Source organism: Sorangium sp. So ce295, from assembly GCF_051527405.1.
Lineage (GTDB): Bacteria > Myxococcota_A > Polyangia > Polyangiales > Polyangiaceae > Sorangium > Sorangium cellulosum_B.
On sequence record NZ_CP150324.1, the window covers coordinates 4519166 to 4543976 of the forward strand.

Genomic DNA, 24811 nt, shown 5'->3' on the forward strand with positions numbered 1-24811 from the left:
TTCTGCGTCCCGCTGACGCTCTGCTGGGTTCGACGCGCGTTCGTCGCGGGCCTTCCTACGGCACCACCACGGTATCGTTCGTTTGCAGCGGCAGATCCCCGCGCAGATCGCCTTTCCCGACGACCTCATCGAACACGAACGGAATCCTGCGCTCGCCGATCGCGTCGCGCCGGACGATCACCACCTCGTCGGGATCGGCGAACCGCGTGAATCCGCCCGCGAGGGCCAGCGCCTGGAGCACGGTGATCTGCCCCCTCGGCGTGAACTCGCCAGGACGCGACACCTCGCCCATCACGTAGACCCGGTAGCTGTGGAGCTCTGCCACCTCGACGCTGACGACCGGCTTCTCATGATAGAACTTGGCGGCCTGCGTCGCGATGTCCTCGGCGACGGCCATGACGGTGCGCCCCGACGCCAGGACGTCGCCGACGAGCGGGATCGTGATGAACCCGTCGGGTCGCACCGTGACGCGCTGGCTCAGCGCCTCGTTCTTCCAGGCGCGCACCTCCAGCACGTCGCCGGGGCCGACCGCATAGGCGCTCGTCGCGCGGCGCTCCGCGTCGAAATCGACGCGTGGTGCGCGCGCGCCCGCGCCGCAGCCCGGGAGCGCCATGAGGACCGTGAGCGCGGAGCAGAGCAGGGCAATCCGGACACAGCGGGAGCACATGCGGTTTCCAGCCTCCTTGATGCGATGGCGCTCCAGCAAGCGCCGATCCCGCCGCCGCGCTCCGCGCCTGCTCCTCGCGCGCGCACTGGCGCTCTTCCCGCGTGCCGCTCGGGCCCGCGGTGCTAGATCCGTCGCGCGGAAGGGGGGGAATGCGCGCCGCGCCTCATCGCGCCCGCGCAGGGCGCCTCCGCGCGGCCGTCACGAGGGCGCGGCGCGGGCCGCCCGTGCGCGGCGCGCGCCACGCGAACGGCGCGCCACACCATGGCAGCGTGGGTCGTGTGCGCGCTGTGCGCGCTCGTCATCATCAAGCCGCAGGAGTTCATCCCCGCGCTCTCGGGGATTCCGCTCGTGCACGCGGCGTTCGGGATCACCCTGCTCTGCGTCGCCCTCGACGTCGTGTGGCGCCGGCTCAAACCGACGCTCGCGCCTCAGGTCGTCTATGCGCTCGCGTTCCTCGCCTGGGCAGCGCTGACCACCGCGCTGAAGCGCCCGACCGCGCTCGAGGAGCGCGGAATGCAGCTCGCGACCGTCGCGGGCATCTTCGTCGCCGTCGCCGTCGCCGCCGCCTCGCCGCGAGGGCTGCGGGCGCTCGCGATCACGCTCGTCGGCTGCGCCGTTCTCACGACCGTGGTCGCGATCGTGCAGGCGTTCCAGCCCCACGGCTGCATGATCGCGGCTCCCGATGACTGGGAAGGCAAGGGCGAGCTCGAGCCGGATGGGCGCCCCTGCGAGACCAACCTCGACTGCCGCATCGAGGCGCCCGTACCCGACGGCAACTACCGGTGCGAGCGCCCCGGGCCGCTCGGCACGTCGACCATCGATGGCCGCGTCCGCTACCGCGGCTCGCTCGCCGATCCCAACGAGCTCTCGCTGATGGCCGGAATGTCGATCCCGCTCGCGATCGCGCTCGCCGAGCGGCGCTTCGGCCCGCGCCGGCCACGCAGGTCCGTCCGCGGGGGCTCACCCTCGTCGGCTGGCGCGCCGCCCGGCGGCGCTGCGCCAGGGCCCGCGCGGGCCTGCGGGGCGCGCCGCGCGCTGACGCTTCCCGTCCTGCTCACGGATCGGCTGATCTCGCGCGTTGCCGGGGCGCTCCGCGCGCTCCCCGTGACGGCCGTCATCGCGGCGATCGGCGCGATGGTCGTCCTGTCGCGCTCGCGCTCGGGCGTCATCGTGTACCTGGCGGTCCTCGGCATCAGCTTCATCCGGCGGAGCGGGACCCTCGGCGTCATCGCCGCCTGCTTCGTCGGGCCGCCCATGCTCCTGCTCGGGGGCCGGAGCGGCGATGAGGCGAGCGAGAGCTCGGGCGAGCGCGTCGAGCTGCTCCGGGAAGCGTTCGAGATGATCCGCCGGACGAAGGGGATCGGCGTCGGCGCAGGGCAGTTCGGCGACGAGTCGTCGCTCGGCTTGACCGCCCACAACTCGTATCTCCTCGCCGCGGCCGAGACGGGCCTGCTCGGGATGTGCCTGTTCGCGCTCGTCCTGTACGCGTCGATCAAGGTGCCGCTGTCGATCTGGCTGGGCGACGTCGATGTCGGCCCCACGGCGAGGCGGTTCGCGCCGGCGATCTTCGTGAGCCTGTGCGGCGCGCTGATCGGCATCTTCTTCCTCTCGTGGGCCTACAAGGACATTCTCTACATGGTGTTCGGCGCCTCCGCCGCGCTCTACGGCGCCGCGCGGGCCGAGGACAGCCGCGTCGTGGTGCGCGTGTCCGGGAGGGAGGTCGCGCTCGTGTGCGGCGGGATGTCCCTGGTGCTCGTGCTGCTCAACGTCCTGCTCCGGTTCCTCGGGTGAGCGCGCCGCGAGCGCCGGGCGCTCCTGGGATGGCCGCGGCGCGGCCTCGCAGGTCCGTCCGACGGGAGCGCCCTGAAATGGTGGTATGCTGGGCGGGATGTCGGCTCCCATCCGCAAGCCCGTCGACCCCGCCGCGGCGCCGATTCCGGCCGAGGCGCCGCGCGCCCCGACGGAGGCCGAGTGGGCCGCGATGTCGCCCGCTCAGCGCCAGCAGGCGATCGCGGCGCTCGTCGACTCCATGTCCCAGGAGGAGATCGACGAGCGCCTGGCCATGGCCGAAGGGGACCCGCACTTCGACGCCAAGGTGGAAGCCCGCGACACGCTCCGCGCCTGGTTCGGCCGGCGCGGGCGGCGCGTCTATGTCGGCGCCGACATGAAGGCCCACTATCCGGGCGAGAAGGGCTTCACGCCCGACGTGATCGCGGTGACCGACGTCGAGCCCACCCCGCGACTCTGCTGGATGGTCAGCGCCGAGGGCAAGGGGATCGACCTCGCGATCGAGGTGCACTACGCCGGCAACTGGCGCAAGGATTTCGTCGACAACGTCGTGCGCTACGCGACCCTCGGGATCCGTGAGTACTTCATCTACGACATCCCGCGCGGGCACCTCAAAGCGCACCGGTTACCGTCCACCGGAGAGCGGCGCTACGAGAGCATCCCCTCGCGCGCCGGGCGGTACCGATCGGACGTCCTCGATCTGGATCTGGCGGTGGAGGCGGGGCGTCTCCGTTTTTACGCGGATACCGCCGAGCTGGTCACCGCCAGCGAGCTGGTGGGCAAGCTGGAGGGGATGATCGAGGCCGCCGAGGCTCGGATCGAGCAGGAGCAGGCGCGGGCGGAGCAGGAGCAGGCGCGGGCCGAGCAGGAGCAGGCGCGGGCCGAGCAGGCGGTGGGGCGGCTATCGGCGGCGATCCTGATGCTGCTGGACGCGCGCGGCGTCGCGGCGAGCGAGGAGGCGCGGGGCCGGATCCTCCGCGAGACGGACGTGGACGTCCTGGGACGCTGGCTCCAGCGCGCGGCGACCGCGGCGGCGGTGGAGGAGCTGTTCCTGGAGTCGACCGGCCGCTGACTGCCGTTGCCTCGCGCATCGCCTCGTGGTCTTTTGAGGATACCGTGTCTTCCCTCACCCAGCAGATCGCCGCGCTCCCTGGCCCTCTCCTCGCTCGCCTCCGGGCTCGCGGGTTCGACCCCGATCGCGTCGCCCGGTGGGCCGCATCCATCGGCAAGGACCGGGACGCCCGCAACCGCCTCCAGGGCACGGTCGAGCCGCCCGCGCCCGGCGATGTCGCCGACCTGCCCGCCGAGGGCACGCCCGAGCACGCCCGCTGCCGCGAGGCGGGCCTGGCCGCGCTGCGCCGGGGCGAGGTCGCCCTCTGCGTCCTCGCCGGCGGGATGGCCACCCGGATGGGCGGCGTGGTCAAGGCGCTCGTCGAGGTGCTGCCCGGTCGGACCTTTCTCGATGTGCGCCTCGCCGAGAGCGATCACCTCCGGCGCACGACAGGGGTCCCGGTCCCGCTGTGGCTGATGACCAGCGAGGCGACGAACGGACCGATCCGCGAGGCGCTTGGCCCGCGCCTCGACGAGCCGGGCGATCTGTGCGCCACGTTCGAGCAGCACGTCTCGTTGCGCCTGACGCCGGAAGGCGGGCTGTTCCTGGACGAGGCGGGCGAGCCGAGCGTCTACGCCACCGGCCACGGCGATCTCCCGGATGCCCTCCGCGAGAGCGGCCTCCTCGGCCGCTTCATCGCCCGCGGCGGGAAGATCGTCTGGATCGCCAACCTCGACAACCTTGGCGCGACCGTCGATCCGGTCCTCCTCGGCTGGCACCTCGGCCACGGCGGGCCGCTCTCCGTCGAGGTGGTCGACAAGGGCGGCGACAAGGGGGGTGGGCCGTTCCGGTGGAACGGCCGACCGGTGATGGCGGAGGACTTCCGGCTGCCGGTCGGGTTCGATCCGAAGGTCGTGCCCGTCTTCAACACCAACACCTTCCTGGCGAGCGCCGAGGCGCTCAGCACGCTCGCGCTGGACTGGATCTATGTGGAGGTCGAGAAGAAGGTGGACGACCGCAAGGCGATCCAGTTCGAGCGCATCCTGAACGAGGTCACGTTCGGGCTGCCGGCCCGGTTCGTTCGCGTCCCGCGTGAGGGCCTCGCGGCCCGGTTCCTTCCCGTCAAGGACGTCGAGGAACTGGAGCGGCGGAGGCCGGCGATCGAGGCGATCGCCCGCGCGCGCGGCTTCCTCGGCTGAGCCGAGGAGCGCAGGCCGCGTCGCTCGGCGCGCGGCTGGCGAGCGAAGGTGCTTGTCGTCGTGAATCGACGCGTGCGACGAGGCGTTGCGCGCCGCCGAGGAGCGCCCGAGCGCGCGCTGGCGGATGGGAGAACTGGATATGGCAGATGCGCAGACGGTCTCTCTGGACGCGGCGACGCCGGCGGATGCGGTGATCCTGTCCAACCTTCTCGAGCTGTACATTCACGATCTCAGCGATGTGTTCGCCGCGATCGAGCTGGGGCAGGACGGGCGCTTCGGCTACCCCAAGCTCCCTCTCTACTGGTCGGAGCGGGAGCGGCGGCTCGCGTTCCTCATTCGATGCGGCGGGCGCGTCGCGGGGTTTGTCCTGGCGACGCGCGGTTCGCCGGCGGTGGAGGACCCGGACACCCTCGATGTGGCCGAGTTCTTCGTCCTTCGCCGCTATCGCCGCTCTGGCGTGGGCCGCCAGGCGGCGTGCCTCCTATGGAACGGCCTCCCCGGGAAGTGGACCGTGCGCGTCGCCGAGGGGAACCGGGGCGCTCTGGCGTTCTGGCGCGGCGTCGTCGCGGAGTTCACGCGCGGCGCTGTGACGGAGCTCGTGCGTCCTGGCCAGCCACACGCCTGGCGGGTGTTCTGCTTCGAGAGCGTGCCTGAGCGCGTCGCGCCCTGATTCCACGGCGGCGCGGATCACGGGCGCCGGCCGGCGCGCCCCTCCGGATCTTCGGCGAGCAGCTCCTCGATCTCGGCCGCCGCCTTGTCGAGCACCTTCACGGTGCGCGCGAGCACGGCCGGCGTGATGCGCCCCCGGCGCATCGCGTGGCGCAGCATCTTCATGAGCGAGCCGATGCGCTTCATGACGTCGCCGAAATCCTCGGCGAAGCGCTCCCACGAGGTCTCGACGAAGCGCTCGTAGAACTCGTCGACATACTCGCGGTTCGCCTTGAGGTCCTCGCGCCCCGCGTCGGTGATCTCGTAGATCTTGCGCCCCTCGGCCTCGATGACGCGCGCGTGGCCGAGCTCCTCGAGCATCTGCAGCGTCGGATAGATGACGCCGGGGCTCGGCCGGTAGGTGTCGCCGCTGCGCTGCTCGATCGCCTGGATGACCTCGTAGCCATGGCGAGCTCGCTCGGCGAGCACGTCGAGCACGAGGTAGCGCACACCGCCGCGATCGGCGCGGAGCGGCGGCCCTCCGAACCAGTCGCCCCACCAGCCCGGCGGGCCGCCACCCATGCCGGGCCGACCCCTCCCGAACGGACCCCCCCTTGGCCCTCGCGGGCCTGCGCAGTGATGGTGTTCGTATCCCCAGAACATAGACAAAATCCCTCTCTGGCTCGGCGGCGGACCACCACGGCGGCGAACACTCAGCTGCCGCGCGCTCGTGCGCAGACCACCCCGGCTCCACGGCCCGGCGGCCCTGTGGCGGCCGGGCCGATATTCTAAAAGATATATCTAAAAGATAGCTCTCGACTGTCGGCCGTCAAGAGGCGGGGCGGGTGGGGTCGCAGGCTCAACCTGGGTCGCAGGCTCAACCTGGGTCGGGTCCGCCGGCCGGGCTCAACCTGGGTGAGGTCCGCCGGGCTCAACCTGGGTGAGGTCCGTCGGGTTCAACCTGGGTGAGGTCCGCCGGGCTCAACCTGGGTGAGGTCCGCCGGGCTCAACCTGGGTGGGGTCGCGGCTGATCGCCGGCTGTTCGCTGCTTGACACGTGACGCTCGTCCCTGTAACGAAAGTGAAAATGATTTTCAGTATCGACGCTGCCCCTTCGTTTGCTCGACGCGAGCTCGCGGGAGTCGCCGCGTGCGCGTACGCCTCCGACGCGTTTCCCGACCTCGGGCTCCACGATGAGGAAGCGCGCCAGCTCGCCCGCGTGCTCGAGGTCGAGCGCGCCGGCTTCACGGAACAGGAGCTCCGCCCCCTCGCGACCCGCACGCGGCTGGTCGACGACGTCGTGGACGACTTCTTCCGCCGTCACCCGGACGGGCTGGCCATCGGGCTCTTCTCCGGGCCGTGCACCCGGTTCTCGCGCGTCGACAACGGGCAGCTCCACTGGATCGACATCGACGTTCCCCGCGTGGTCGCGTGGAAGTCCCGGCGCGCCCCGCAGACGTCACGGTATGCGCTGGCCACGGCGTCCCCCGGCTGCGATCACTGGATCGATCAGCTCGCCGACGCGCAGGACTGGCCCACGTTGATCCTCGGCCTCGGCCTCTTCTCCCATCTCGGCCCCGAGCGGATCGGCGCCTTCTTGACCCAGGTCTCCCTGCGCCTCGCCAAGGACGTGGAGCTCCTGCTCGACGCGAGCCCGTGCCTCCAGCTCCGTCCCACCGCGGCGAGGGGCGCGCGTCACGTCGAGCTCCACCGAGAGGGAGGCGTCGTCGAGACGTTTCCATGGCTGCGCGTCCTGGGCGATAACGACTATCCCGAGCCGCTCGGCGCCCGCATCCGGACCACGAATGGACTCGCGCGCTTCTTCCGTAAAGCGCAGTTCCCGATCCTCCGCCACCTCCGGCGCGTGTGAGCCCTCGATGGCACCCTCGGTAACACCTCGATAACAAGTAACAGCAAGACCCATGCACAAGGACAGAGAAGCTCGATGAACATCCAGGACTACGTTGACGCACCGGCGCCCTGCGGCGCCGCGCTCCACCATCGCGACGCGCGCGCGTCCCTGGGGAGGGCCCGGGCATGAGCCGTTATACCGGACCTCGCGTCAAGGTCATGCGCGCGCTCGGGGTCGAGCTCCCCGGGCTGTCGGCCAGGAAGACGGAGCGGAGGCCTTACCCGCCCGGGCAGCACGGACAGGCCCGCAAGAAGCTGAGCGAGTTCGCCCTGCGGCTCCGCGAGAAGCAGAAGGTCAGGCTCAACTACGGCCTCACCGATACGCAGCTGAAGACGCTCATGCTCGAGGCGCGCAGGAGCGATCTCGCCGCCGGGGCGAAGCTCATCGAGCTGCTCGAGCGGCGGCTCGACAACGTCATCTTCCGCGCGGGCTTCGCGCGCACCATCCCGGCCGCGCGACAGCTGGTGGCGCACGGGCACGTGCTCATCGACGGAAAGCGCGTCGATATCCCGTCCTACCGCGTCACCACCGGAGAGACGGTGAGCGTGAGCGAGAAGCGTCGTGACCACCGGACCGTCGTGGAGGGCCTCGCGAGGACGGACATGGAGGCCCCCACGTGGCTCGCTGTCGACAAGGACGCCCGGCAGGCGCGCGTGGCCGCGCTCCCGGACGAGACGAGCATCCCGTTCCCCATCGCGGTTCAGCTGATCATCGAGTACTACTCGCAGCGGCTGTGACGAGGACCAGGGCTCGCCGCGCTGGCGAGCCCGCCTCCCTCGACGCGGGGCGGTCGCGACAAGCGCCCGCCTTCCCGGGAGCGTCCGCGCAGCGAGCCGCGCGCGCCGGACGCCGAATGTCCATGGCGTGCGTCGGCATCGGCCCTCTCTCACGCGGTCAGCCCGCGTGGTGGCGCCGAGCCGGGTGCGTCCCGGGGTGACGCGCCCGCGAGCACGCGCCTTGCCGTGCGGAGGCGGAGCGCCCGCGCGCGCGCCCTCCGCGCCGCGCGGCGCTGGACGCGCTGCCCGCGGGGCGAGGAACACCATGGCCAGCCTGAGCACGGAGAGCACACCCCGGGAGCGCCTGGATCGCGCGATCAGCGTCCTCGGCCGGGTCCGGATGTACTGGCGCGGAGCGGCCGCGATGCTGGCCGTCGGACTCGCGATCTCCTTCGCCCTGGCGCTCGCCACGAAGCGGGTGTGGCGGAGCGAGGCCACGATCCTCTACCGCGACACCATCCAGACCGGCCGCGATCCCCAGAGCAGCACCGCGCGCGCGGCGCGCCTCGGATCGAAGCTCAAGGACGCGCTCACCGCGCGCGGGACGCTCGCCGGCGTCGTCGAGGCGTTCGGGCTCTACCCGGAGAAGACCGCCCGCTCGATGGTCGAGGCCGTCGAGGAGATGAAGAACCACGTCGGCTTCCGCGCGCAGAGCAGCGATACGTACGTCGTCTCGTTCACCCACGACGATCCGCACGTGGCGCAGCAGGTCGCCGCCCGCCTCACGCAGATCCTGCTCGACGACTACCGCCGCGACAGCCTCGGCACGGCGACGATGACCCGCGATTTCCTGCGGAAGGAGCTCGCCGAGGCCAGCTCCAAGGTCGACGCGGCGAGCCGGGCGCTGGCGACGTTCCTCGCCAGGAATCCGCAGTTCCAGTGGGGGCTCAACGACTCTCCGTATGCGCCGGCGCCCCAGCCGCTCGGCTCGCCCGGCGCCCCCGCGCCCGCGGCTCTGGGGCGCGCCCTGTCGTCAGCGCAGCCTGTCCGCCCGGTCGATCCGCAGCTCGCGGCGCTCGAGCGGCAGCTCGCGCGGGTCGAGGCGCTGCTCGGGGCCGGGCGATCGCCAGCGGCGGCGCCGGGGCAGCCGCTGCCCCAGAGCGTCGTCGAGGCGCAGCGGGCCCGCACCGCCGCCGTCGCCGCGGTCGCGGCAGCCGAGGCGGCGCTCGCCGAGAAGCTCACGACCGTGACCCCGATCCACCCGGACGCCGTCGCCGCGAAGCGCCGCGTCGAGGCGGCGAAGAGCCAGCTCACCGCTGCCGAGAGCGCGCTCGGGCTCGTGCGCGCGGGCGTCACCGAGGCGCCGGCCGGCGAGGCGCGCGCGCTCACCCCGTCGCGGCGCGCGGCGCTCGCGGCGGAGCGGACCGCGCTCCTCCGGCAGATCGCGGGGTTGCGCGCGCGCGGCGGAGGGGGCAGGGCGCCGGCGGGGGGCGAGGCGCCGCGCGCGCCGGCGGAGAGCGCGACCAGGGGCGAGGCGCCGCGCGCGCCGCCGTGGGCGGCCGACGGGGGCGCCGAGGAGCGCGTGATCGAGCTCGAGACCGAGTGGCACCGGCTCCGCCTCGATCTCGAGCGGGCGCGCGAGTACCTGAAGACCGTTCAGGCCAACGAGCGGGCCGCTGACCTGTCCGCGGACGCCGCCGAGAACAAGAGCGAGACCGAGCTCGACGTCCTCGACCAGGCCTACCTGCCGAGCCGCCCTGACCGGGGGCGTGGCCGCGTCTTCTTCGCTGGCGCCGCGGTGACGTTCTTCTTCGCGCTCGGCGTCGCCGGGGCCCGGGTACTGCTCAACGACACGCTCTACGACGGCGGCGACATCCACGCGCTCGGCGGCCCCGCCCTGCTGGCCGCGATGCCGGAGCTCCCGGCGCGCCCGCCGCTCCGCGAGCGCACGATCGTGCCCGCGTACTACGCAGAGGCGCCCGGCGAGCCGGGGTACGGCACGGAGCCGCCTGGCGCGGCTGGGCCCGGCGCCGAGCCGCACGGCGGGCTCGGGCACGGCGCGGAGCCGCCGTGGGCGGCTGGGCCCGGCATGGAGCCGCCAGGCGGGCTCGGGCCAGGCGCAGAGCCGCCCGGCGCGTCGGAAGAGGCCACTCCGGCCGGCGCCGCCCCGGAGGACACGCTCCGGGACAGCCTCGACCTCGGCGACTGCGAGGGGGTCGACCGATCGTCGTGGAGCGCGCCCGAGGCGCCGCTCGCCTGCGTGGGCGTGCGCTCGTTCGCGCGCGCCGGCGGCCCCGCGTTCGCTGCGCCCGAGGTGGAGATCATCGGCGCGGATCTCGATCCCGAGGGGCACGGCGTGTTCGAGCTGCTCCGGGGGGCGCCCGCGTCCGCGCTCGCGGCGCTCCGGGTCCTCCGGCACCGGCTCGATCAGCGGCGGGCGGGCGAGCCGCTCGCGGTCGCGGTGGTGAGCCCCGGCCGGGCCGAGGGCAAGACCGCGCTCGCGGTCCGCCTCGCGATGACGCTCGCCGAGGCCGAGCGCGCCCGGGTGCTGCTCGTCGACGGCCACCTCGCGTGCCCCCGCGTCGCGGCGACGCTCGGCCTGCGGCTGCCCGCGCACGCGAGCTTCTCGGAGCAGCTCCGGCGGCGGATGGCGGGCGAGATCCGCCCGCTGGGCGTCATCGCCGTCAGCCAGTCGCTCTCGGTGCTCGCGGAGCCATCGCCCGAGGCGAGCTACCCCGCGGCGCTCCACTCGGTCCACTTCGAGGCCGCGATGCGGACGCTGCGGCGCTACCACGATTATGTCGTCATCGACGGCCCTCCGGTCCTTGGCTCGGGCGACGCCAACGTCATCGAGGACGCCTCCGACGGCATCGTCCTCGTCGCGCGCGCCTCGCTGACCCGGGCGTCGTCGCTGACGAGGGCCGCCGAGCAGCTCGGCGATCGCCGCATCCTCGGGGTGGTCCTGAACGACGTGGCGCCGAGGCCCGTCGCCAGGAAGCGGGTCTGTATCGACGGCGAGCCAGCGGGGCAGTCGGTCTGAGGAGAAGCAAGGAGGCGCCGAGAGGGACGCAGGGAAGGAAGCGCGGGAGGAGCAGCGGTGGTGCGCTGGCGCCCGTGCCGACTTCAATCGATTCTGTGTCGGATCTTCAACGCTCTCGCGACATCTTCGCGATCAGAACGTGATCTTTATCGCGTCCGCCGACCTGTTTGCCTGGCCGTGGTGGACGACCTCGATGTTGTTGCCATCCGGGTCGAGCACGAACGCCGCGTAGTAGCCGGGGTGGTATGGGCGCTTGCCCGGAGCGCCGTTGTCCTTGCCGCCCGCGGCGATCGCGGCGGCGTGGAACCGATCGACCGTCGCGCGGTCGCTCGCCTGGAACGCGAGGTGCGTCCGGCCGGTGGTCACGCCGGCCGCGGCCGGCGAGTCCGCGCTCGAGATGAAGAGCTCGTCGGCCCAGAAGTAATCGTCGCCCTCGCCTGCCATCGGGATCCCGATCACCTCGAAGACGGCCCGATAGAACTTCTTGCTCGCCGCCAGGTCGGACACGACGAGCTGAACGTGATCGATGAGGCGCCCGCGATAGATCTCTTGAGTTTCCATCGCCTCGGGATACCGCACTTCCCCCCCGGCGCAAGCCGTCCCTTCGAGCTCATCTGCTCGCGGGCTGCGCGAGGCGCGGTGTTCGCGCCGCGCGCCGCGCGCCCGGGAGTTCAGCCGATCTTGAAGTTGATCGATTTCGGCCGCGTCAGGTGCAGGAACCCGAGCGTCGAGAGCGTCGCGCCCTTGCCGCTGTTCTTCGCGCCCGTCCACGGGAGCGCCGGATCCAGGGTGTCACACTGGTTCATGTAGACCGTGCCGACGTCGAGCTCGCGCGCGAGCCGCGCGGCGCGCTCGCGGTCGCGCGTCCAGACCGACGCGGTGAGCCCGAGATCGCTGTCGTTCATCAGCGCGAGCGCCTCCTCATCGGACGAAACGGGCACGACGGGCAGCACCGGCCCGAACGACTCGATGCGCATCACGTCGAGATCGGGCGCCGTGTCCACGAGGAGCGTCGGCTCGAAGAAGCGGCCGCGGCTGTCGACCTGGGTCGCCCGGCCGCCGCAGAGCACCTTCGCCCCCCGGGAGATCGCCTGCTTCACCTGCGCCTCCAGGAACGCCGGCGCGTGAGGCTGCGCCATCGGACCCAGGTTCGTCCGCTCATCGGTCGGATCGCCGAGGACGTAACGCTTCATCAGCTCCAGCGCGGCCTCCACGAACTTCGGATACAGGTCGCGGTGAACATACGCGCGCTCGACAGCGCAGCAGCTCTGTCCGGCGTTGTAACAGGCGCCGTCGACGATCCCGTCCACCGCCTTCTCCAGGTCCGCGTCGGCCGCGACGTAGGCGCCGTCCTTCCCGCCGAGCTCCAGGCCGGCGTCGACGGCCACCTTCTTCGATGTGGCCGCATAGATCCGGCGTCCGCCTTCGACGGAACCGGTGAAACCGACGAAGTTGACCCGCGGGTCCGACGCGATGCGCTCGGACGTGGCGTGGCTGCAGTGGAAGGCCTGGACGAGGCCGGGCGGCGCGCCGGCCTCCGCGAACGCCGTCGCGAAGTGCTCTCCGCAGAGCGGCGAGCGCGGCGAGTGCTTGAGCAGCACCACATTGCCCGAGAGCACCGCGGGGATGACCACGTTCACGGCGGTGAGGAGCGGATAATTCCAGGCGGGGAGATTGAAGACCACACCGAGGGGAGCGCGCACGATCCGCCGCTCGAGCCCGGGGAGCTCCGGCAGGATCACATCGGCGAGCGCGCCCTCGGCGATCGCGATCATGTGCCGGGCTCGCTTGGCCATCCCCGCGACTTCATTGCGGGATTGGCGCAGGGGCTTGCCCATCATGCGGGTGATGTCGGCGGCGATCGACGGGGTGTTGGCCTCGATGTGCTCGACCGCGCGCTGGCACAGGGCGGCGCGCTCGGCGATGGATGTGCGCGAGAAGCGCCGCGCGGCGGCGGTCGCCGTGTCGAGGAGGCGGTCGACGGCGGCCTCGTCTGCAAGAGGCCGGCGGACGGCTTCCTCGAGGGTATACGGGTTGTCGATCACGAGGTCGGACATGGCGGGGAGATTAACCCAGTTCCCTGGGGGGCCAAGCGTCGTCTAGACTCGGGGCGAATGCGCGCCACCGCGGCAGGTCTATCCGACGTCGGCAGGGAGCGGGTCCACAACGAGGACCGATACATCCTCCTCCCCGAGTTCAACGTCTACGTCGTCGCGGATGGCATGGGCGGGCACGAGGCCGGCGAGGTCGCGAGCCGGATCGCCGCGAGCGCCATCGCCGGCTACTTCCGCGAGGCGAACGGCAAGCGGCGCAAGGCGTCGACCGGCGACAGGCTGCGCGCCGCCGTGACGTACGCGAACGCGCGCATCTTCGCGCACGCCGACGACTCGCGGTTCTACCGCGGGATGGGGACCACGGTCGTCGCCGCGGCGTTCTCGCCGCGGGAGCGGAAGTTCTACGTCGCCCACGCCGGCGACAGCCGCTGCTACCTCCTCCGCAACGGCGATATCTCGCAGCTGACCCGCGACCACTCGCTCATCGCGGAGGCGCTCCTCGAGCGGCCCGACCTCACCGAGCGCGACCTCGCCTACCTGCCCCGCAACGTCATCACCCGGGCGCTCGGCATCGGCCCCAGCGTCGACATCGACCTGCGCGCGGAGCGCGTCGAGGCGGGCGACGTGTTCCTCCTCTGCTCCGACGGCCTCCACGGGCTCGTGGACGATCGCGAGATCGCGCGCATCGTCGAGGACAACGCCGTGCTCGCCGACGCGTGCGGCAAGCTCATCGACTGCGCCAACGAGAACGGTGGCCGCGACAACATCACCGCCGTGCTCATCCGGATCGAGGAGACGGCATCGGCGTCGTGGAGCCAGCGTCAGGGCGTCAAGAGCCGCAGCGCGCGGTAGCATCGGGCTGCGTGCGGAGGGGGCCGAGCGCGCGCCGCGCCATCGCGCGAGCGGCGCCGCCGCGCCCCTGCCGCCTGCAGGTGGGCTGAAGACAAGGGAGGTCATGCATGCGAACCAGGTGGATCGGGATGGGGCTCTTCGTCGGCGCGCTGCTCGCGTGGGGCTGTGGCGGCGAGGCGGCGCTCGGCGAGGCATGCGACGAAGCGGGCGCGGACGGCGAGTGTGAGAGCGGTGCGGTCTGCGGCAAGCCCGACGACAGCGCGGCGCTCGAGTGCCTGAAGACGTGCGTCGAGCAGACGGACTGCCCCGCGGACCAGGAGTGCAACGGCGTCTCCGGCTCGGACCTCAAGGGCTGCAGGCCGAAGTAGGGGAGGGATCCCGGCGGAGCGCGGCGCGCCGGCCGCCGCTCCGCGCTCAGAGCACGCCGGCGTGCGCGCGATCGAGCAGGCCGTCCATCACCTCGAACAGCTTCCGGTTGCCGTCCTGGGAGTAGCCCGCGAGCTTCTCTTCACAGGCCGGGATGGCCTTCACGAAATCCGCGACGACGGCCGGGTCGTCCAGCGAATCGGCGCCGCGGCCGAACCCCTCGCGCTCGAGGTAGCGGGCGTTGAGCACCTGCTCGAACTGGCGGCCGAGGGGGACGGCGAGCATCGGCTTGCGCAGGTAGACCGCCTCCCCCATCAGCGTGAACCCGCCGCCGGCGATGACGGCGCGGCACGAGGCGAGGTCGTCGATGAAGCCCTCCTCGCTGAAGGGGCGGTAGCGCAGGTTGCCCTCGACCTGCTCCTCCGTGATGTTCCGGCGCATCCCGTAGATGCGGCACTCGATCCCGGTCTTCGCGAGCGTCGCCGACAGCGCGTCGTTCCCCTCGGCGGTCTGGTAGACGAGCAGGTGCTCCCCGGGGCGGCGGTTCGCGGCGATGATCTCGGGGCGGAGGATCGGCGGCACGAGCGTCGTCTCCTGCTTGCGGACCGGCGGGCGGAAGAACGTGGCGATGACGTAGTGGTTGCAGAACGGCAGCTTGCTCTTCACGAACGCGCGCGTGAGCTGGAAACCCGCCTCGTGGCCGGCGAGGATCTCCGCGTCGTGGGTGCACCGGTTGATGATCTGCATGTTGTCGACCGAGAGGATCGGCAGGCGGTGGAGCTTGGCGTAGAGGTACGTCCACGACTCGAAGTCGCTGACGGTGAGCTCGGGGCGAAAGTCCTTGATGAGCTCGAAGTACGCGGCGATGTTCTTCGGCGTGCCCGTCGCGCCGGAGAGCACGTTGGACCACAGCGTCTTGCCGCGACGCACCCGGTTCTCCTCGTAGATCATGTGGAGCCCGTGGATGCGGTTCACCCCCGCGAAGCGCTTGGACAGGAAGTCGGTCGCCCTGCCCGACGCCATGATCTCGAGCTCGTGTCCCTGCGCGAGCAGGTGTTCGATCACCACGCGCGAGCGCATGGCGTGCCCCATCCCTTCGCCGACGACGCCATAGAGGATCTTCATGACGCGCGAGTGTAGCGGGGGCTCTGGGGCGTTCGGAAGGAAACCGCGGCGCCGCGGCGCGGGCGGCGCGGGCGGCGACCGAGCGCAGGCGGCGCCGCGGCGCGGGCGGCGGGCGTGACGCCCCGCCGCCGGATCTGGAGCGAGCTGCTGCCGCTCGAGGTGGTGCGGGCACCCGGGACGCTCGCGCTGCTGCGGCGGTATGCGCTGGAGCTCTCGATCGCGGTGCGGCCGGAGACCGCGGCGGGGCTGCCGGATCTCGTGGCTGCGTGCGCGGACGCGGGGGTGCCGGTCGCGGTGTGGCCGATGATCGCGGACGAGGACGGACGCTGGGCGAGCGCCGGCAATGCGGCGGCGTTCGGCGCGTTCGTCGCGCGGCTGCTGGACGCGCTCGACGCGCGGCGCCTGGCCGCGGCGGAGGTCGTGTTCGATCTCGAGCCGCCGATCGAGGCGGTGCGGCGGGCGCTCGCGGGGGGGCGCGGCGCGCTCGATCTGCTCGGCGGTGGGCCGCGGGGAGCGCGGGGGAGCCCGCGGTGGGACGAGGCGCAGCGCGCGTACACCGAGCTGGCGGGCGCGGTGCACGCGCGCGGGGTGGCGACCTCGGCGGCGATCGTGCCGCTCGTCCTGGCGGACGGGCGCGACGGGCCGGAACGCGGCTGGGAGCGGCTGCTCGGGACGCCCGTGTCCGCGCCGTCGTGGGGGCGCGTCGGCGCGATGCTGTACACGTCGCTGTTCGAGGGGTATTCGCGCGGCGCGCTCGGCCGGGAGGACGCGCTCGCGCTGCTCGCCTGGGGGTGCCGCGCCGCCGCCCGGCGGTTCGGTCCGAGGGCGGGCGCCTCGCTGGGCGCCGTGGGCAAAGGCGCGCTCGGCGACGAGCCTGTCTACCGCTCGGTCGCCGAGCTCCGCGAGGACGTGGCCGCCGCCGAGGCGGCCGGGGTCTCGGATCTCTCGCTGTTCGACCTCGGCGGGGTGCTGGCGCGGCCGCCGGCCGAGGCCTGGCTCGAGGCGTTTGTCGCGCCGCCGGAGGCGCGCTCGCCCCGGGATACGCTCCGGGCGCGCGGCGTGATCGCGGCCGCCGCGCTCGTGGGCCCGGCGGCGGGCTATGCTCGCCGGCTCACCTCGCCATGACGCGATCACCCGTGGTGTGACTTGCCCTGGCCGCGGTAGCGCTTCCAGTGATGTCGCTTGTTCTTGTTCTTCGGCCTGCTGTTGCTGGACAGGCCGATAGACGTCTTCTTCGAGTGGACTGACATGGACCCGTCATGGCGCCGAGACGGGGCGGGCGACAGGGGTCTTAAGCTCCGGCGCCGCTCAGGCCGGGCCGCCGGGCTGAGGAGGCAACGACTTCTCTGAGGGTCAGGGCGGGGCGCTCCTGGCGACCTGCCGGTTCGTCTCCCGTCGCCGGAAAGCTCAGACGCTCTCGCGATCGGGCGCTCTCGCGGCGGGCGGCCCAGCTGCGCTGACCGCCGCGGCCGCCTGCAGGCTCGGCGCCGCCTCGGCGGCGCCCGCGGAGGCATGCCGGATGCGCCGTTTCGTCTGCACGATGTGCACGATCTGGTCGAGGATCACGGCGACGAGGATCACGGCGCCGATGATGATGAAGGTCCAGTTCGGGTCCAGGCGCCAGATGCGCTGGATGCGGTCGGCGTCCTCGTACGGCAGCTGAAACATGTTGATGCCGTTGTCGATGACGCGCATCACCGCGGAGCCGATGATGATGCCGAGCACCGTGCCTTCACCCCCGCGAAGCGAGCAGCCGCCGAGCACGGCCGCGGCGATCGCGTACATCTCGTACGCGATGCCGACCTGCTGCGACATCTGCCCGATGTACGACGCGTAGCAGACGCCCGCCACGCCGCCGAGGCCCGCCGAGATCACATAGGTCGACGTCTCCACCCGCCTCACGTTGATGCCGGAGTACTCGGCCGCGTCGCGGTTGCCGCCGATCGCGTAAACGTAACGACCGAACACCGTGAAGTGCAGCGCGTAGGCCGCCACGCCGCCCACGGCGAGGAACATCAGCAGCGGATACGGGACGAGCGCGTCGCTCCCGCTCTCGAGCAGCCCGCCGTTCGCGAGGGCGAGCAGCGGCGAGCCACCGAGGCTCAGCGTGCCCCCGCCGGCGATGGTCTGCGAGACGCCGCGCAAGAACAGCATGCCGCCGAGCGTGACGATGAACGGCTGCAGCTTGAGCCGCGTGATCAACAGGCCCTGGCCGAGGCCGATCAGGAGCGCCACGCCGAGCGCCACCGGAATGCCGATCCAGAGCGGGTAACCCAGGCCGCCGAGCTGGGTCGACGAGAGCTTGGCGATGAGGACGCCCGTCAGGCCGATCACGGACCCGATCGACAGATCGATGCCGCCGGCGATGATGACGAACCCGATGCCGATCGCGAAGATCCCGAGCATCGAGATCTGCCGCAGGGTGTTGATCGAGTTCGACTGCCCGAGAAAATCCGGGTTCGAGATGTAGAGGCCCAGACACATCACGACGAGCGCGATGGTCATCCCGAGCTCGCGCCTCACGACAGATCCTCCTTGTCGGCGTGCCCCGTCATCAGGGTCGCGATCCGCTCCTGGCTGAGCCGTTCCCGCGGCAGCACGCCCTTGATGCGCCGCTCGTGCATGACGGCGACGCGATCGCTCATTCCGATGATCTCTTCCATGTCCGAGCTGACCATCAAGATCGTGATGCCTTCATCCGCGAGGGCGGTCATGTGGCGGTAGATCTCGGCCTTGGCGCCCACGTCGATGCCCCGCGTCGGCTCGTCCAGGATGAGCACGCGCGGGTTCATGGCCAGCCATTTCCCGAGCACCACCTTCTGCTGGTTTCCGCCGGAGAGGTTCACGACGGGCTGACGGATGCCGGGCGTCTTCGTCCTCAAGCGCTCCACCTCCGATTCGGCGACCCGGCGCTCCGTCTCCCTGTTCAGGAACCCCCAGCGGCTGTAGTTGCCGATGTCGGGCAGGGAGGTGTTCTCCGCGACGCTGAGCGGCAGCACGAGGCCGTGGCGCTTGCGATCCTCCGGCGCCAGGTAGACGCCGCGGTCGATGGCGTCCCTGGGTCTTCGAGGAGCAAACTCCTTGCCTTCGAGCGTCATGCGGCCCCCGAGCGCCGGCGTGACACCGAAGATCGTCTGCATGAGCTCCGTGCGGCCCGAGCCGACCAGGCCGGCGAAGCCGAGGATCTCCCCGCGTCCGGCCGAGAAAGAGATCTGCGCGGGCGCGCCGGGCACGACGAGCCCTTCGACCACCAGCACGGGCTCGGTCGATACACGGGGCCGTTTCTCCGGGAAGTAGTGGGCGCTGAGCTCGCGGCCCACCATCATGGAGACGATCCGCTCGCGCGTCGCTCCCGCGCGCGTGAGGTCCCCGACGTGGCGGCCGTCGCGCAGGACCGTCACGCGGTCGGCCAGCGTCATGACCTCTTCCATGCGGTGCGAGATGTAGACGATGCCGATGCCGTCCGCCCGGAGCTTGCGGATGATCCCGAAGAGATGCTCGGACTCACCGCTCGTGAGCGACGAAGTCGGCTCGTCCATGATGAGGATGCGCGCGCTCAGGGCGAGCGCCTTGGCGATCTCGACCATCTGCATCTGACCGGCGGTCAACGCGGACACCGGGGTCGAGGGCGGGAGCCGCAAGCCCACGCGCAGGAGCAGCTCACTGGCGCGGGCGGCCATGTCGCCCTTCGGCAGCGGACGGAGGAGCAGCCCTGTCGCGCCGCCTTCGTTGCCGAGGAAGATGTTGGCCGCGATGTCCAGGTTCGGCGCCAGCATCAGCTCCTGGTGGATGAGCGCGATGCCGAGGCGCTTGGCGGCGCGCACGCTCTCGATGGCGACGTTCTTCCCGTCGATGCGGATCTCGCCTTCGTCGGGCTGCAGGGCGCCCCCGAGGATCTTCATGAGCGTGCTCTTGCCGGCGCCGTTCTCGCCCATGAGGGCGAGCACCTCGCCCGGCTTCAGCGAGAGAGAGACGCCCTGGAGCGCGACCACCCCGGCGAACCGCTTGGTGATCGCGCGCATCGCGAGCAGATCCGGAGCCGACGCTGTCACGCTCACTTCTTCATTTCGGCGAGCTGCTGCTTGAAGGTCGCCACGTTGGTCTTTTCGATCAGGTCGATGCCGGTGTCGATGCTCTTGTTGGCCGGGATCTGCCCCATCGCCGTGTCGGGCTTGACCGAGAGCTCATGCGCCCACTTGCTCGCCAGGTAACCGAACTGAAACGGCTTCTGGACGACCGTGGCCGAGATCGTGCCGTTCTCGATGGCCGTGAGCGTCTCCTCTTCCTCGTCGAACACCGCCGCGAGGACCTTGCCCTTCTTCCCGAGCGCCTCGATGGCGGCCGCGATGGCGGGGCCGTTGTAAGACCACAGGCCTGCGACGAGCTTCAGGTCCGGGTGCGCGTTGATGATGTCCTCCACGTTGGAGCGCGCCTTCGCGCGGTCGGTGTTGTCCTCCCGCTTGTCGACGATCTCGATCTTCTTGCCGGCGATCGCGTCCTGGATGCCTTGCAGGCGCTGCTTCGCGTTGTCCGCGGAGAGCGTGCCGACGAACACGGCCATCTTGCCGCCCTCGGGGAGCAGCTTCACGATATGCGCGCCGAGCGCCTTGCCGGCCTCGTGGTTGTTGGTGCCGATGTAGAGAAGGCGGCTCGACGCCGGGGCGTCCGAGTCGAACGTGATGAGCTTGCTCTTCCCGGCCACCTTGTTGAGCACCGGGACCTGATCGGCCGGCGCGATGGCGCTCACGGCGATGGCGTCGTAGCCCTGACTCGAAAGGTTCTCGAGGATCTGGTTCTGCTCCTCCGTGGTGCCGTTCGACGGCATCTTCACGTCGACTTGAACCTTGCTCTCTTGCTCATATTTCCGGACGCCCGCCTGGGCGATCTTCCAGAACTCGGACGCGTTGTTGGTGACGAAGGCGAGCTTGACGATCTTCGGCTTCGCGCCGCCGCCCTCGGCAGGCGCGGCGCCCGTCCCCTCGCTCTTCTCGTTGCACCCCGTCATCGCGAGCAGCGCCAACACGAAGGGCGCCACGACCGCCCAACCCTTGCGCCAGGACTTCGTCTCTTTCACGGCTGGTCTCCTTGCTGATTCACATTCAAGAACGTGTTGACATCACGCGCGGCGTCGCCCTTACCCGGCCGTTGTCCCCGTGATCTGCCGCAAAGCTGGCGGCGCGTTCTTCCCACAGTGCGCCCCGGTGGCTGGGGTCTACCCTCCGCGTCCCTGGAGCCCGAACCACTCCTTGGTCTTACCATCGGAATGGATCTGGAGGACAAAGGACACCCGCAGGAATGCACTGTGAACGTTCACATTTTCGGTGTCAACTACGATCGGTGGGTGCTCGGCGCGCGGGACGTCACGGGTTAAGGCTGATCGAAGAATTGTCAGGGCACGGGAACCCGCGGTCGCCCGGGTGCGTTCAGGCGCGTTGCGCCTGCCAAAGGCGCGTAGGGTCTGCGACTCGGCACATCGAGCAGGAGCTGAGACGGCGGTGCTGAGCGATTTCTGTGGATTGGCAGGAAATGTGTTTTGACCCCTCCTTCCGAGGCGTACTCAACCTGAGCGACGGGATCGTCAGCAACGCCTCATGGGTGAAGTGCGTGCGCTGAGGGCGCCGCCGCGGCCGTCGCGCGCCGCCCGGGGAGAGCGCGGCGGGGGCGGCCTGCGCCGCCGCGCCTCGTTTCGGTGGCGGGCTGCCGCCGGCGTCGGATAGCGTGCCTCGAGTGAGCCCGAGCACTCCGCCGGCGCGCCCTCGCCTCGCCGGCCACGTGCTCGCGCGGCGCCACGTGGCCGGCGAGGAGGAACGCGTCATCCTCCACGATGTCCGCACAGGGCAGCTGCTCCAGCTCGGCCCACGGGAGTGGGTCCTGCTCTCCGCGGCCGACGGGACGCGCGACGTCGAGGGCATCGTCATCGCGGCGGCCCGCGAGGGCGCACACGCGCGTGTGCCCGCGGCGCAGGCGTTCTTCGCCGAGCTCCATGCCGCGGGGCTGCTGGGAGCGGATGACGCCGGCGAGGACGCGGGGCCGTGGCGTGCCGCGGCGCCCGCGGCGCCCGCGCTCGACCCGGGAGAGCGCGATCCCCGCGAGCGCCCGCTGGAGGTGCTGCCCGACTTCAGCCTGCACTGCGACGGTCGCGGGAGCTGCTGCCGGATCTACGCCTCGATCCTCTTCGATCCCGAGGAGGCCGCGCGGGCGCGGGCGCTGCGCCCCGACGTGCTGAGCGGGGGCGCGCGCCACGAGCGGGCCTTCACGCCGGAGCGCGGGACGTGGCCGTGCGCGGCCTCCGTCGTGGCGATGCGGGACGGCCGGTGCGCCTACCTCGAGGGCGAGGGGCGCTGCTCGCTCCACGCGAAGGGCGGGCCCGAGGCCAAGCCGCTGGGGTGCCGCACCTTCCCGACAAGCTTCATCGACGACGGCGAGTCGGTGCGCGTCTCGGTCGCCGTGGAGTGCGCCTGCGTGCTCGCCAGCGTGGGCCGCCCCGGCGGCGCGCCGCTGCTCGATCCGCGGCTCATCACGCGGGGGGATCTGGACGAGCGCATCGATGTCGCCCGGCTGCCGGACCGCGCGCAGGTGGCGCCCGGCGTGACCGCCTCCCGCGCCGAGGTGGTCGCCTGGTCGCGGCGCCTCGCCGCGGCTGCGCCCCCGCCCGACGTCGCCGCGGGCCTCTTCTCGCTCGCCGGCGCGCTCGAGGCCGAGGGGCTCACCGTCGGGGCGATCGCGCGCTTCGAGCGGCCCGATCCGCTGGATGATCCGGCGGCGCTCGCGCCCTGGCTCGCCGCGCTCCACGGCCGCGCGGCGCGGCGGGCGCGCGAGGACGCCTCCTGGCGGAGTGAGCGGGACCTCGCCCGGAGGGCCACGCGGTGGATCGCGGACGCGACCCTGGCGCTCGGCGAGCCCGACCTGCTCGGCGCGCTGCTCCTCTCGCCCGTGCGCGCGCGCGTCGGCGACCGCGAGCGCTTCACCCTCCGCGCGGCCTTGCACGGCCACCGCCTGCTCGGGGCGCTGCCGCTCTCGCTCGCGCTCCGCGATCGCGCCGTGCGGCTCGTCGTGGCCCGGGCGCTGCCGGCGGTCGTCGCAGGGGAGGGCGCGGACGACCCGGCCTGCGCCGAGCCGATCGCGCTCGTGGAGGCGATGCTGCGCGGCCACGGCCTCGACGCGTACGCCGCCGAGGTGGCCATGGCCGGGTGAACGCGCGCGCCGCCGTCGAACTCGGAGAGACATCGCCTCCGATCCTGTCGATAATGCGCCCGCGATGAGCCAGCCCCCGCTCGACAACAAGACCGACTTCGCCGCGCACCCACAGCTGCTCGTCGACCGGGACGGCGAGCAGCTGGTCACGATCGTGAAGGCGAGCTTCGAGCTCCAGGGCGACGGCAGCCTCGAGCTCGCGCCCCCCGAGCGCACGCGCGGGGTCCGCCTCGCCGACCTGCCCTGGGAGGAGAAGAAGCCCGAGAGCGTCGCGTACCCGGCCGACATCTGCCTGTTCAAGCCGGCGACCGACGTGATCTTCGTGGCCACGGCGTACGCGCCGAACGGCAAGGCGGTGCCGTCTTTCGACGTGCGCGTCGAGGTGGGCCCGCTCAGGAAATCGCTCGTCGTGTTCGGCAAGCGGCTCTGGGTGGACAAGGGCGGCGGCCTCACCGCGCCGGCGCCCATCGAGCAGATCGACATGCGCTACGACCACGCCTGGGGCGGGGTGGACGACGACGATCCCGCGGCGCCCCTCGAGGAGCCGCGCAACCCGATCGGCACGGGCGTCACGCGCGCGCCGGCCTCGCTCACCCACCAGCCGGCGCCGGCCATCGAGGATCCCTCGTACCCGATCCGGACCGCGAAGACCGCGCCGCCGCCCGCGGGGATCGGGGCCGTCGGCCGGCACTGGGAGCCGCGCCGCGGGTATGCCGGGACGTACGACGCCGCGTGGCGGGAGAACCGCGCGCCGCTCCTGCCCGAGGACTTCGACCACCGCTTCAACCTCTGCGCCTCGCCGGGCCTCATCGCGGATCCTCCGCTCGCGGGCGGCGAGCCGGTGCGGACGCTCAACCTCACGCCCGAGGGGGCGCTCAGCTTCGAGCTCCCGAAGGTGCAGGTGGAGATCGAGTTCCACGTGAAGGACCGCGCGCCGGTCGCCTTCGCGCCCCACCTCGACACCGTGCTCGTCGACCTCTACGCCGTCGGCCCGCAGAAGCCGGTGGCCGTCGAGATGGTCTGGCGCGCGCACGTCAAGGCGCCCCGGCGGATGAAGGACGCGCGCGTGATCGTGCGCGAGCGGGGGCGAGCGTGAGGCCCCTCGCCGTCATGGTGGCCGCGGGCGCGGTCACGCCCGTCGGGCTGCGCTCGATCGACACCGCCTTCTCGCACCGCGCCTCGGCCGCGGCGATGCGCGAGTCGCCGCTCGTGGACGGGCAGGGCGAGCGCGTCACGATGTGCTTCCTGCCCACGCTCGATCCGCGCGTCACGGGCGCGGCGCGCGCCGTCCTGCTCGCGGAGCGCGCGCTCGGCGAGGCGCTCGAGAAGCTCGGCTCCGCCGCGCGGGGGCTTCGCCTGCAGATGGGCCTGTGCCTCGACGAGCACCTCGGGCAGCGGCCGCCGGGCGGCGAGGCCCCGGCGCAGCGGGTCGCCGCCGAGCTCGCCGCGCGGGCGCAGTCGTACGGGGGCGCGCCGGAGATCGCGGTCAAGGTCTCGACGCGCGGCCCCGCCGCGCCGGGGTTCTTGCTGCCGGAGCTGTGCGACGCGCTCGCGCGAGGCACGATCGACGCGGCGCTGCTCGGCGGCGTGCACACCGACTACGACCCCGCGCGCATCGCCGCGCTCGACGCCGCGGGTCGGCTCTTCCGGCCGGACAACCTCGACGCCCTCGTCCCCGGCGAGTGCGCGGCCTTCGTGGTCCTCACGCGCCCCGACGTCGCTCGGCGCGCGCTCCTCCGCGAGCTCGGGCAGATCGTCGGCCTCTCCACCGCGCACGAGCGGGCCCGCCCGGACAACGACGAGTCCGCGTTCCAGGCCACGGGCCTCACCGCCGCGCTCCGCGCCGCGCTCGCGCCGCTGGCCGAGCGCGGGCTGCGCGCGGGCTGGATGCTCACCGACATCAGCTTCGAGACCTTCCGCCATTTCGAGCTCCAGGCCGCGTCGGTGCGCACGCAGCAGCTCTTCTGCGATCCGCAGCAGCTGGAGTGCCCCGCCCAGCGCATCGGCGCGCTCGGCGCCGCGGCCATGCCGCTGCACCTCGCGATCGCGTCGGAGGCGTTCGCGCGCGGCTTCGCGCCGCACCCGTGCGCGGTCTCCCTCGCCGGGAGCGACGGCGGGGAGCGCGCGGCGATGGTGGTCATGGCGCCGGGGTGACGGCGAGCGCGCCGCCCGCGTGCGCGCGTCCGCTCGACGTCGAGCC

21 protein-coding genes are annotated in these 24811 nt (G+C 72.1%); 13 read left to right on the forward strand and 8 right to left on the reverse strand.

The features are described from left to right. Positions 1–55: 55 nt before the first annotated feature. Positions 56–667, reverse strand: a complete 612-nt coding sequence (locus tag WMF11_RS17155) for a polysaccharide biosynthesis/export family protein (RefSeq protein WP_437978194.1) — start codon at positions 665–667, stop codon at positions 56–58. A 261-nt stretch (positions 668–928) separates the two neighbouring features. On the opposite strand from WMF11_RS17155, the gene WMF11_RS17160 reads away from it, so the two are divergent. The 4 genes from WMF11_RS17160 to WMF11_RS17175 all read left to right on the forward strand — a co-directional run bounded on the left by WMF11_RS17160 (position 929) and on the right by WMF11_RS17175 (position 5375). Beyond that, positions 929–2458, forward strand: a complete 1530-nt coding sequence (locus WMF11_RS17160) for an O-antigen ligase family protein (RefSeq protein ID WP_437909464.1) — start codon at positions 929–931, stop codon at positions 2456–2458. A gap of 97 nt (positions 2459–2555) precedes the next feature. Continuing rightward, a complete protein-coding gene (locus WMF11_RS17165; RefSeq protein ID WP_437978195.1) occupies positions 2556–3527 on the forward strand; it encodes a Uma2 family endonuclease in 972 nt (323 codons plus the stop codon). A 44-nt stretch (positions 3528–3571) separates the two neighbouring features. Continuing rightward, complete coding sequence (locus WMF11_RS17170) at positions 3572–4705, forward strand: UTP--glucose-1-phosphate uridylyltransferase (protein ID WP_437978196.1); 1134 nt, start codon at positions 3572–3574, stop codon at positions 4703–4705. Between the two features lie 139 nt (positions 4706–4844). Beyond that, positions 4845–5375 (forward strand): GNAT family N-acetyltransferase, encoded by a 531-nt coding sequence (locus tag WMF11_RS17175; RefSeq protein WP_437978197.1) that lies wholly within the window; start codon positions 4845–4847, stop codon positions 5373–5375. A gap of 17 nt (positions 5376–5392) precedes the next feature. Here WMF11_RS17175 and WMF11_RS17180 read toward each other — a convergent pair whose 3' ends face one another. Then, positions 5393–5935, reverse strand: a complete 543-nt coding sequence (locus WMF11_RS17180; protein ID WP_231864867.1) for a PadR family transcriptional regulator — start codon at positions 5933–5935, stop codon at positions 5393–5395. 504 nt (positions 5936–6439) lie between these two features. On the opposite strand from WMF11_RS17180, the gene WMF11_RS17185 reads away from it, so the two are divergent. The 3 genes from WMF11_RS17185 (at position 6440) to WMF11_RS17195 (ending at position 11020) form a co-directional block, all read left to right on the forward strand. After that, positions 6440–7222, forward strand: coding sequence for a class I SAM-dependent methyltransferase (locus WMF11_RS17185; protein WP_437552964.1), 783 nt, complete (start codon positions 6440–6442; stop codon positions 7220–7222). Positions 7223–7389: 167 nt separating this feature from the next. Next, positions 7390–8001, forward strand: a complete 612-nt coding sequence (rpsD, locus tag WMF11_RS17190) for a 30S ribosomal protein S4 (RefSeq protein WP_437909469.1) — start codon at positions 7390–7392, stop codon at positions 7999–8001. A 304-nt stretch (positions 8002–8305) separates the two neighbouring features. Then, a complete protein-coding gene (locus tag WMF11_RS17195) occupies positions 8306–11020 on the forward strand; it encodes an exopolysaccharide transport family protein (protein ID WP_437978198.1) in 2715 nt (904 codons plus the stop codon). Between the two features lie 132 nt (positions 11021–11152). Here WMF11_RS17195 and WMF11_RS17200 read toward each other — a convergent pair whose 3' ends face one another. After that, the gene (locus WMF11_RS17200; RefSeq protein ID WP_437978199.1) at positions 11153–11581 is read right to left on the reverse strand and encodes a VOC family protein; all 429 of its coding nucleotides are present in this window, start codon (positions 11579–11581) and stop codon (positions 11153–11155) included. Positions 11582–11691: 110 nt separating this feature from the next. After that, entirely contained in the window at positions 11692–13077 is a 1386-nt protein-coding gene (locus WMF11_RS17205) for an aldehyde dehydrogenase family protein (protein WP_437978200.1), read from the reverse strand. A gap of 57 nt (positions 13078–13134) precedes the next feature. Here WMF11_RS17205 and WMF11_RS17210 point away from each other — a divergent pair, with 57 nt between their 5' ends. After that, positions 13135–13926, forward strand: coding sequence for a Stp1/IreP family PP2C-type Ser/Thr phosphatase (locus tag WMF11_RS17210; RefSeq protein WP_437909473.1), 792 nt, complete (start codon positions 13135–13137; stop codon positions 13924–13926). A 107-nt stretch (positions 13927–14033) separates the two neighbouring features. After that, on the forward strand, positions 14034–14294 hold the full coding sequence (locus WMF11_RS17215) for a hypothetical protein (protein ID WP_437300102.1): 261 nt from the start codon (positions 14034–14036) through the stop codon (positions 14292–14294). A gap of 46 nt (positions 14295–14340) precedes the next feature. Here the strand turns inward: WMF11_RS17215 and WMF11_RS17220 are convergent, their stop codons facing one another. Continuing rightward, complete coding sequence (locus WMF11_RS17220; RefSeq protein ID WP_437978201.1) at positions 14341–15417, reverse strand: glycosyltransferase family protein; 1077 nt, start codon at positions 15415–15417, stop codon at positions 14341–14343. A gap of 114 nt (positions 15418–15531) precedes the next feature. Here WMF11_RS17220 and WMF11_RS17225 point away from each other — a divergent pair, with 114 nt between their 5' ends. Further along, positions 15532–16542 (forward strand): hypothetical protein, encoded by a 1011-nt coding sequence (locus WMF11_RS17225; RefSeq protein ID WP_437978202.1) that lies wholly within the window; start codon positions 15532–15534, stop codon positions 16540–16542. A 282-nt stretch (positions 16543–16824) separates the two neighbouring features. Here WMF11_RS17225 and WMF11_RS17230 read toward each other — a convergent pair whose 3' ends face one another. From WMF11_RS17230 to WMF11_RS17240, 3 genes are read right to left on the reverse strand one after another with little or no spacing between them, the layout of a single operon-like run. Further along, entirely contained in the window at positions 16825–17940 is a 1116-nt protein-coding gene (locus WMF11_RS17230; protein WP_437978203.1) for an ABC transporter permease, read from the reverse strand. Beyond that, positions 17937–19439, reverse strand: coding sequence for a sugar ABC transporter ATP-binding protein (locus WMF11_RS17235; RefSeq protein ID WP_437979317.1), 1503 nt, complete (start codon positions 19437–19439; stop codon positions 17937–17939). The genes WMF11_RS17230 and WMF11_RS17235 overlap by 4 nt, the downstream gene beginning before the upstream one ends. A 32-nt stretch (positions 19440–19471) precedes the next feature. Then, on the reverse strand, positions 19472–20491 hold the full coding sequence (locus WMF11_RS17240) for a sugar-binding protein (protein ID WP_437909478.1): 1020 nt from the start codon (positions 20489–20491) through the stop codon (positions 19472–19474). Positions 20492–21144: 653 nt separating this feature from the next. Here WMF11_RS17240 and WMF11_RS17245 point away from each other — a divergent pair. The 3 genes from WMF11_RS17245 (at position 21145) to WMF11_RS17255 (ending at position 24765) form a co-directional block, all read left to right on the forward strand. Beyond that, positions 21145–22611: a YkgJ family cysteine cluster protein gene (locus WMF11_RS17245; RefSeq protein ID WP_437978204.1), complete on the forward strand. Its 1467-nt coding sequence runs from the start codon at positions 21145–21147 to the stop codon at positions 22609–22611. A 64-nt stretch (positions 22612–22675) separates the two neighbouring features. Continuing rightward, a complete protein-coding gene (locus WMF11_RS17250) occupies positions 22676–23707 on the forward strand; it encodes a DUF2169 family type VI secretion system accessory protein (protein WP_437978205.1) in 1032 nt (343 codons plus the stop codon). Next, positions 23704–24765, forward strand: coding sequence for a beta-ketoacyl synthase N-terminal-like domain-containing protein (locus tag WMF11_RS17255; protein ID WP_437978206.1), 1062 nt, complete (start codon positions 23704–23706; stop codon positions 24763–24765). The genes WMF11_RS17250 and WMF11_RS17255 overlap by 4 nt, the downstream gene beginning before the upstream one ends. The last annotated feature ends 46 nt before the right edge of the window (positions 24766–24811 follow it).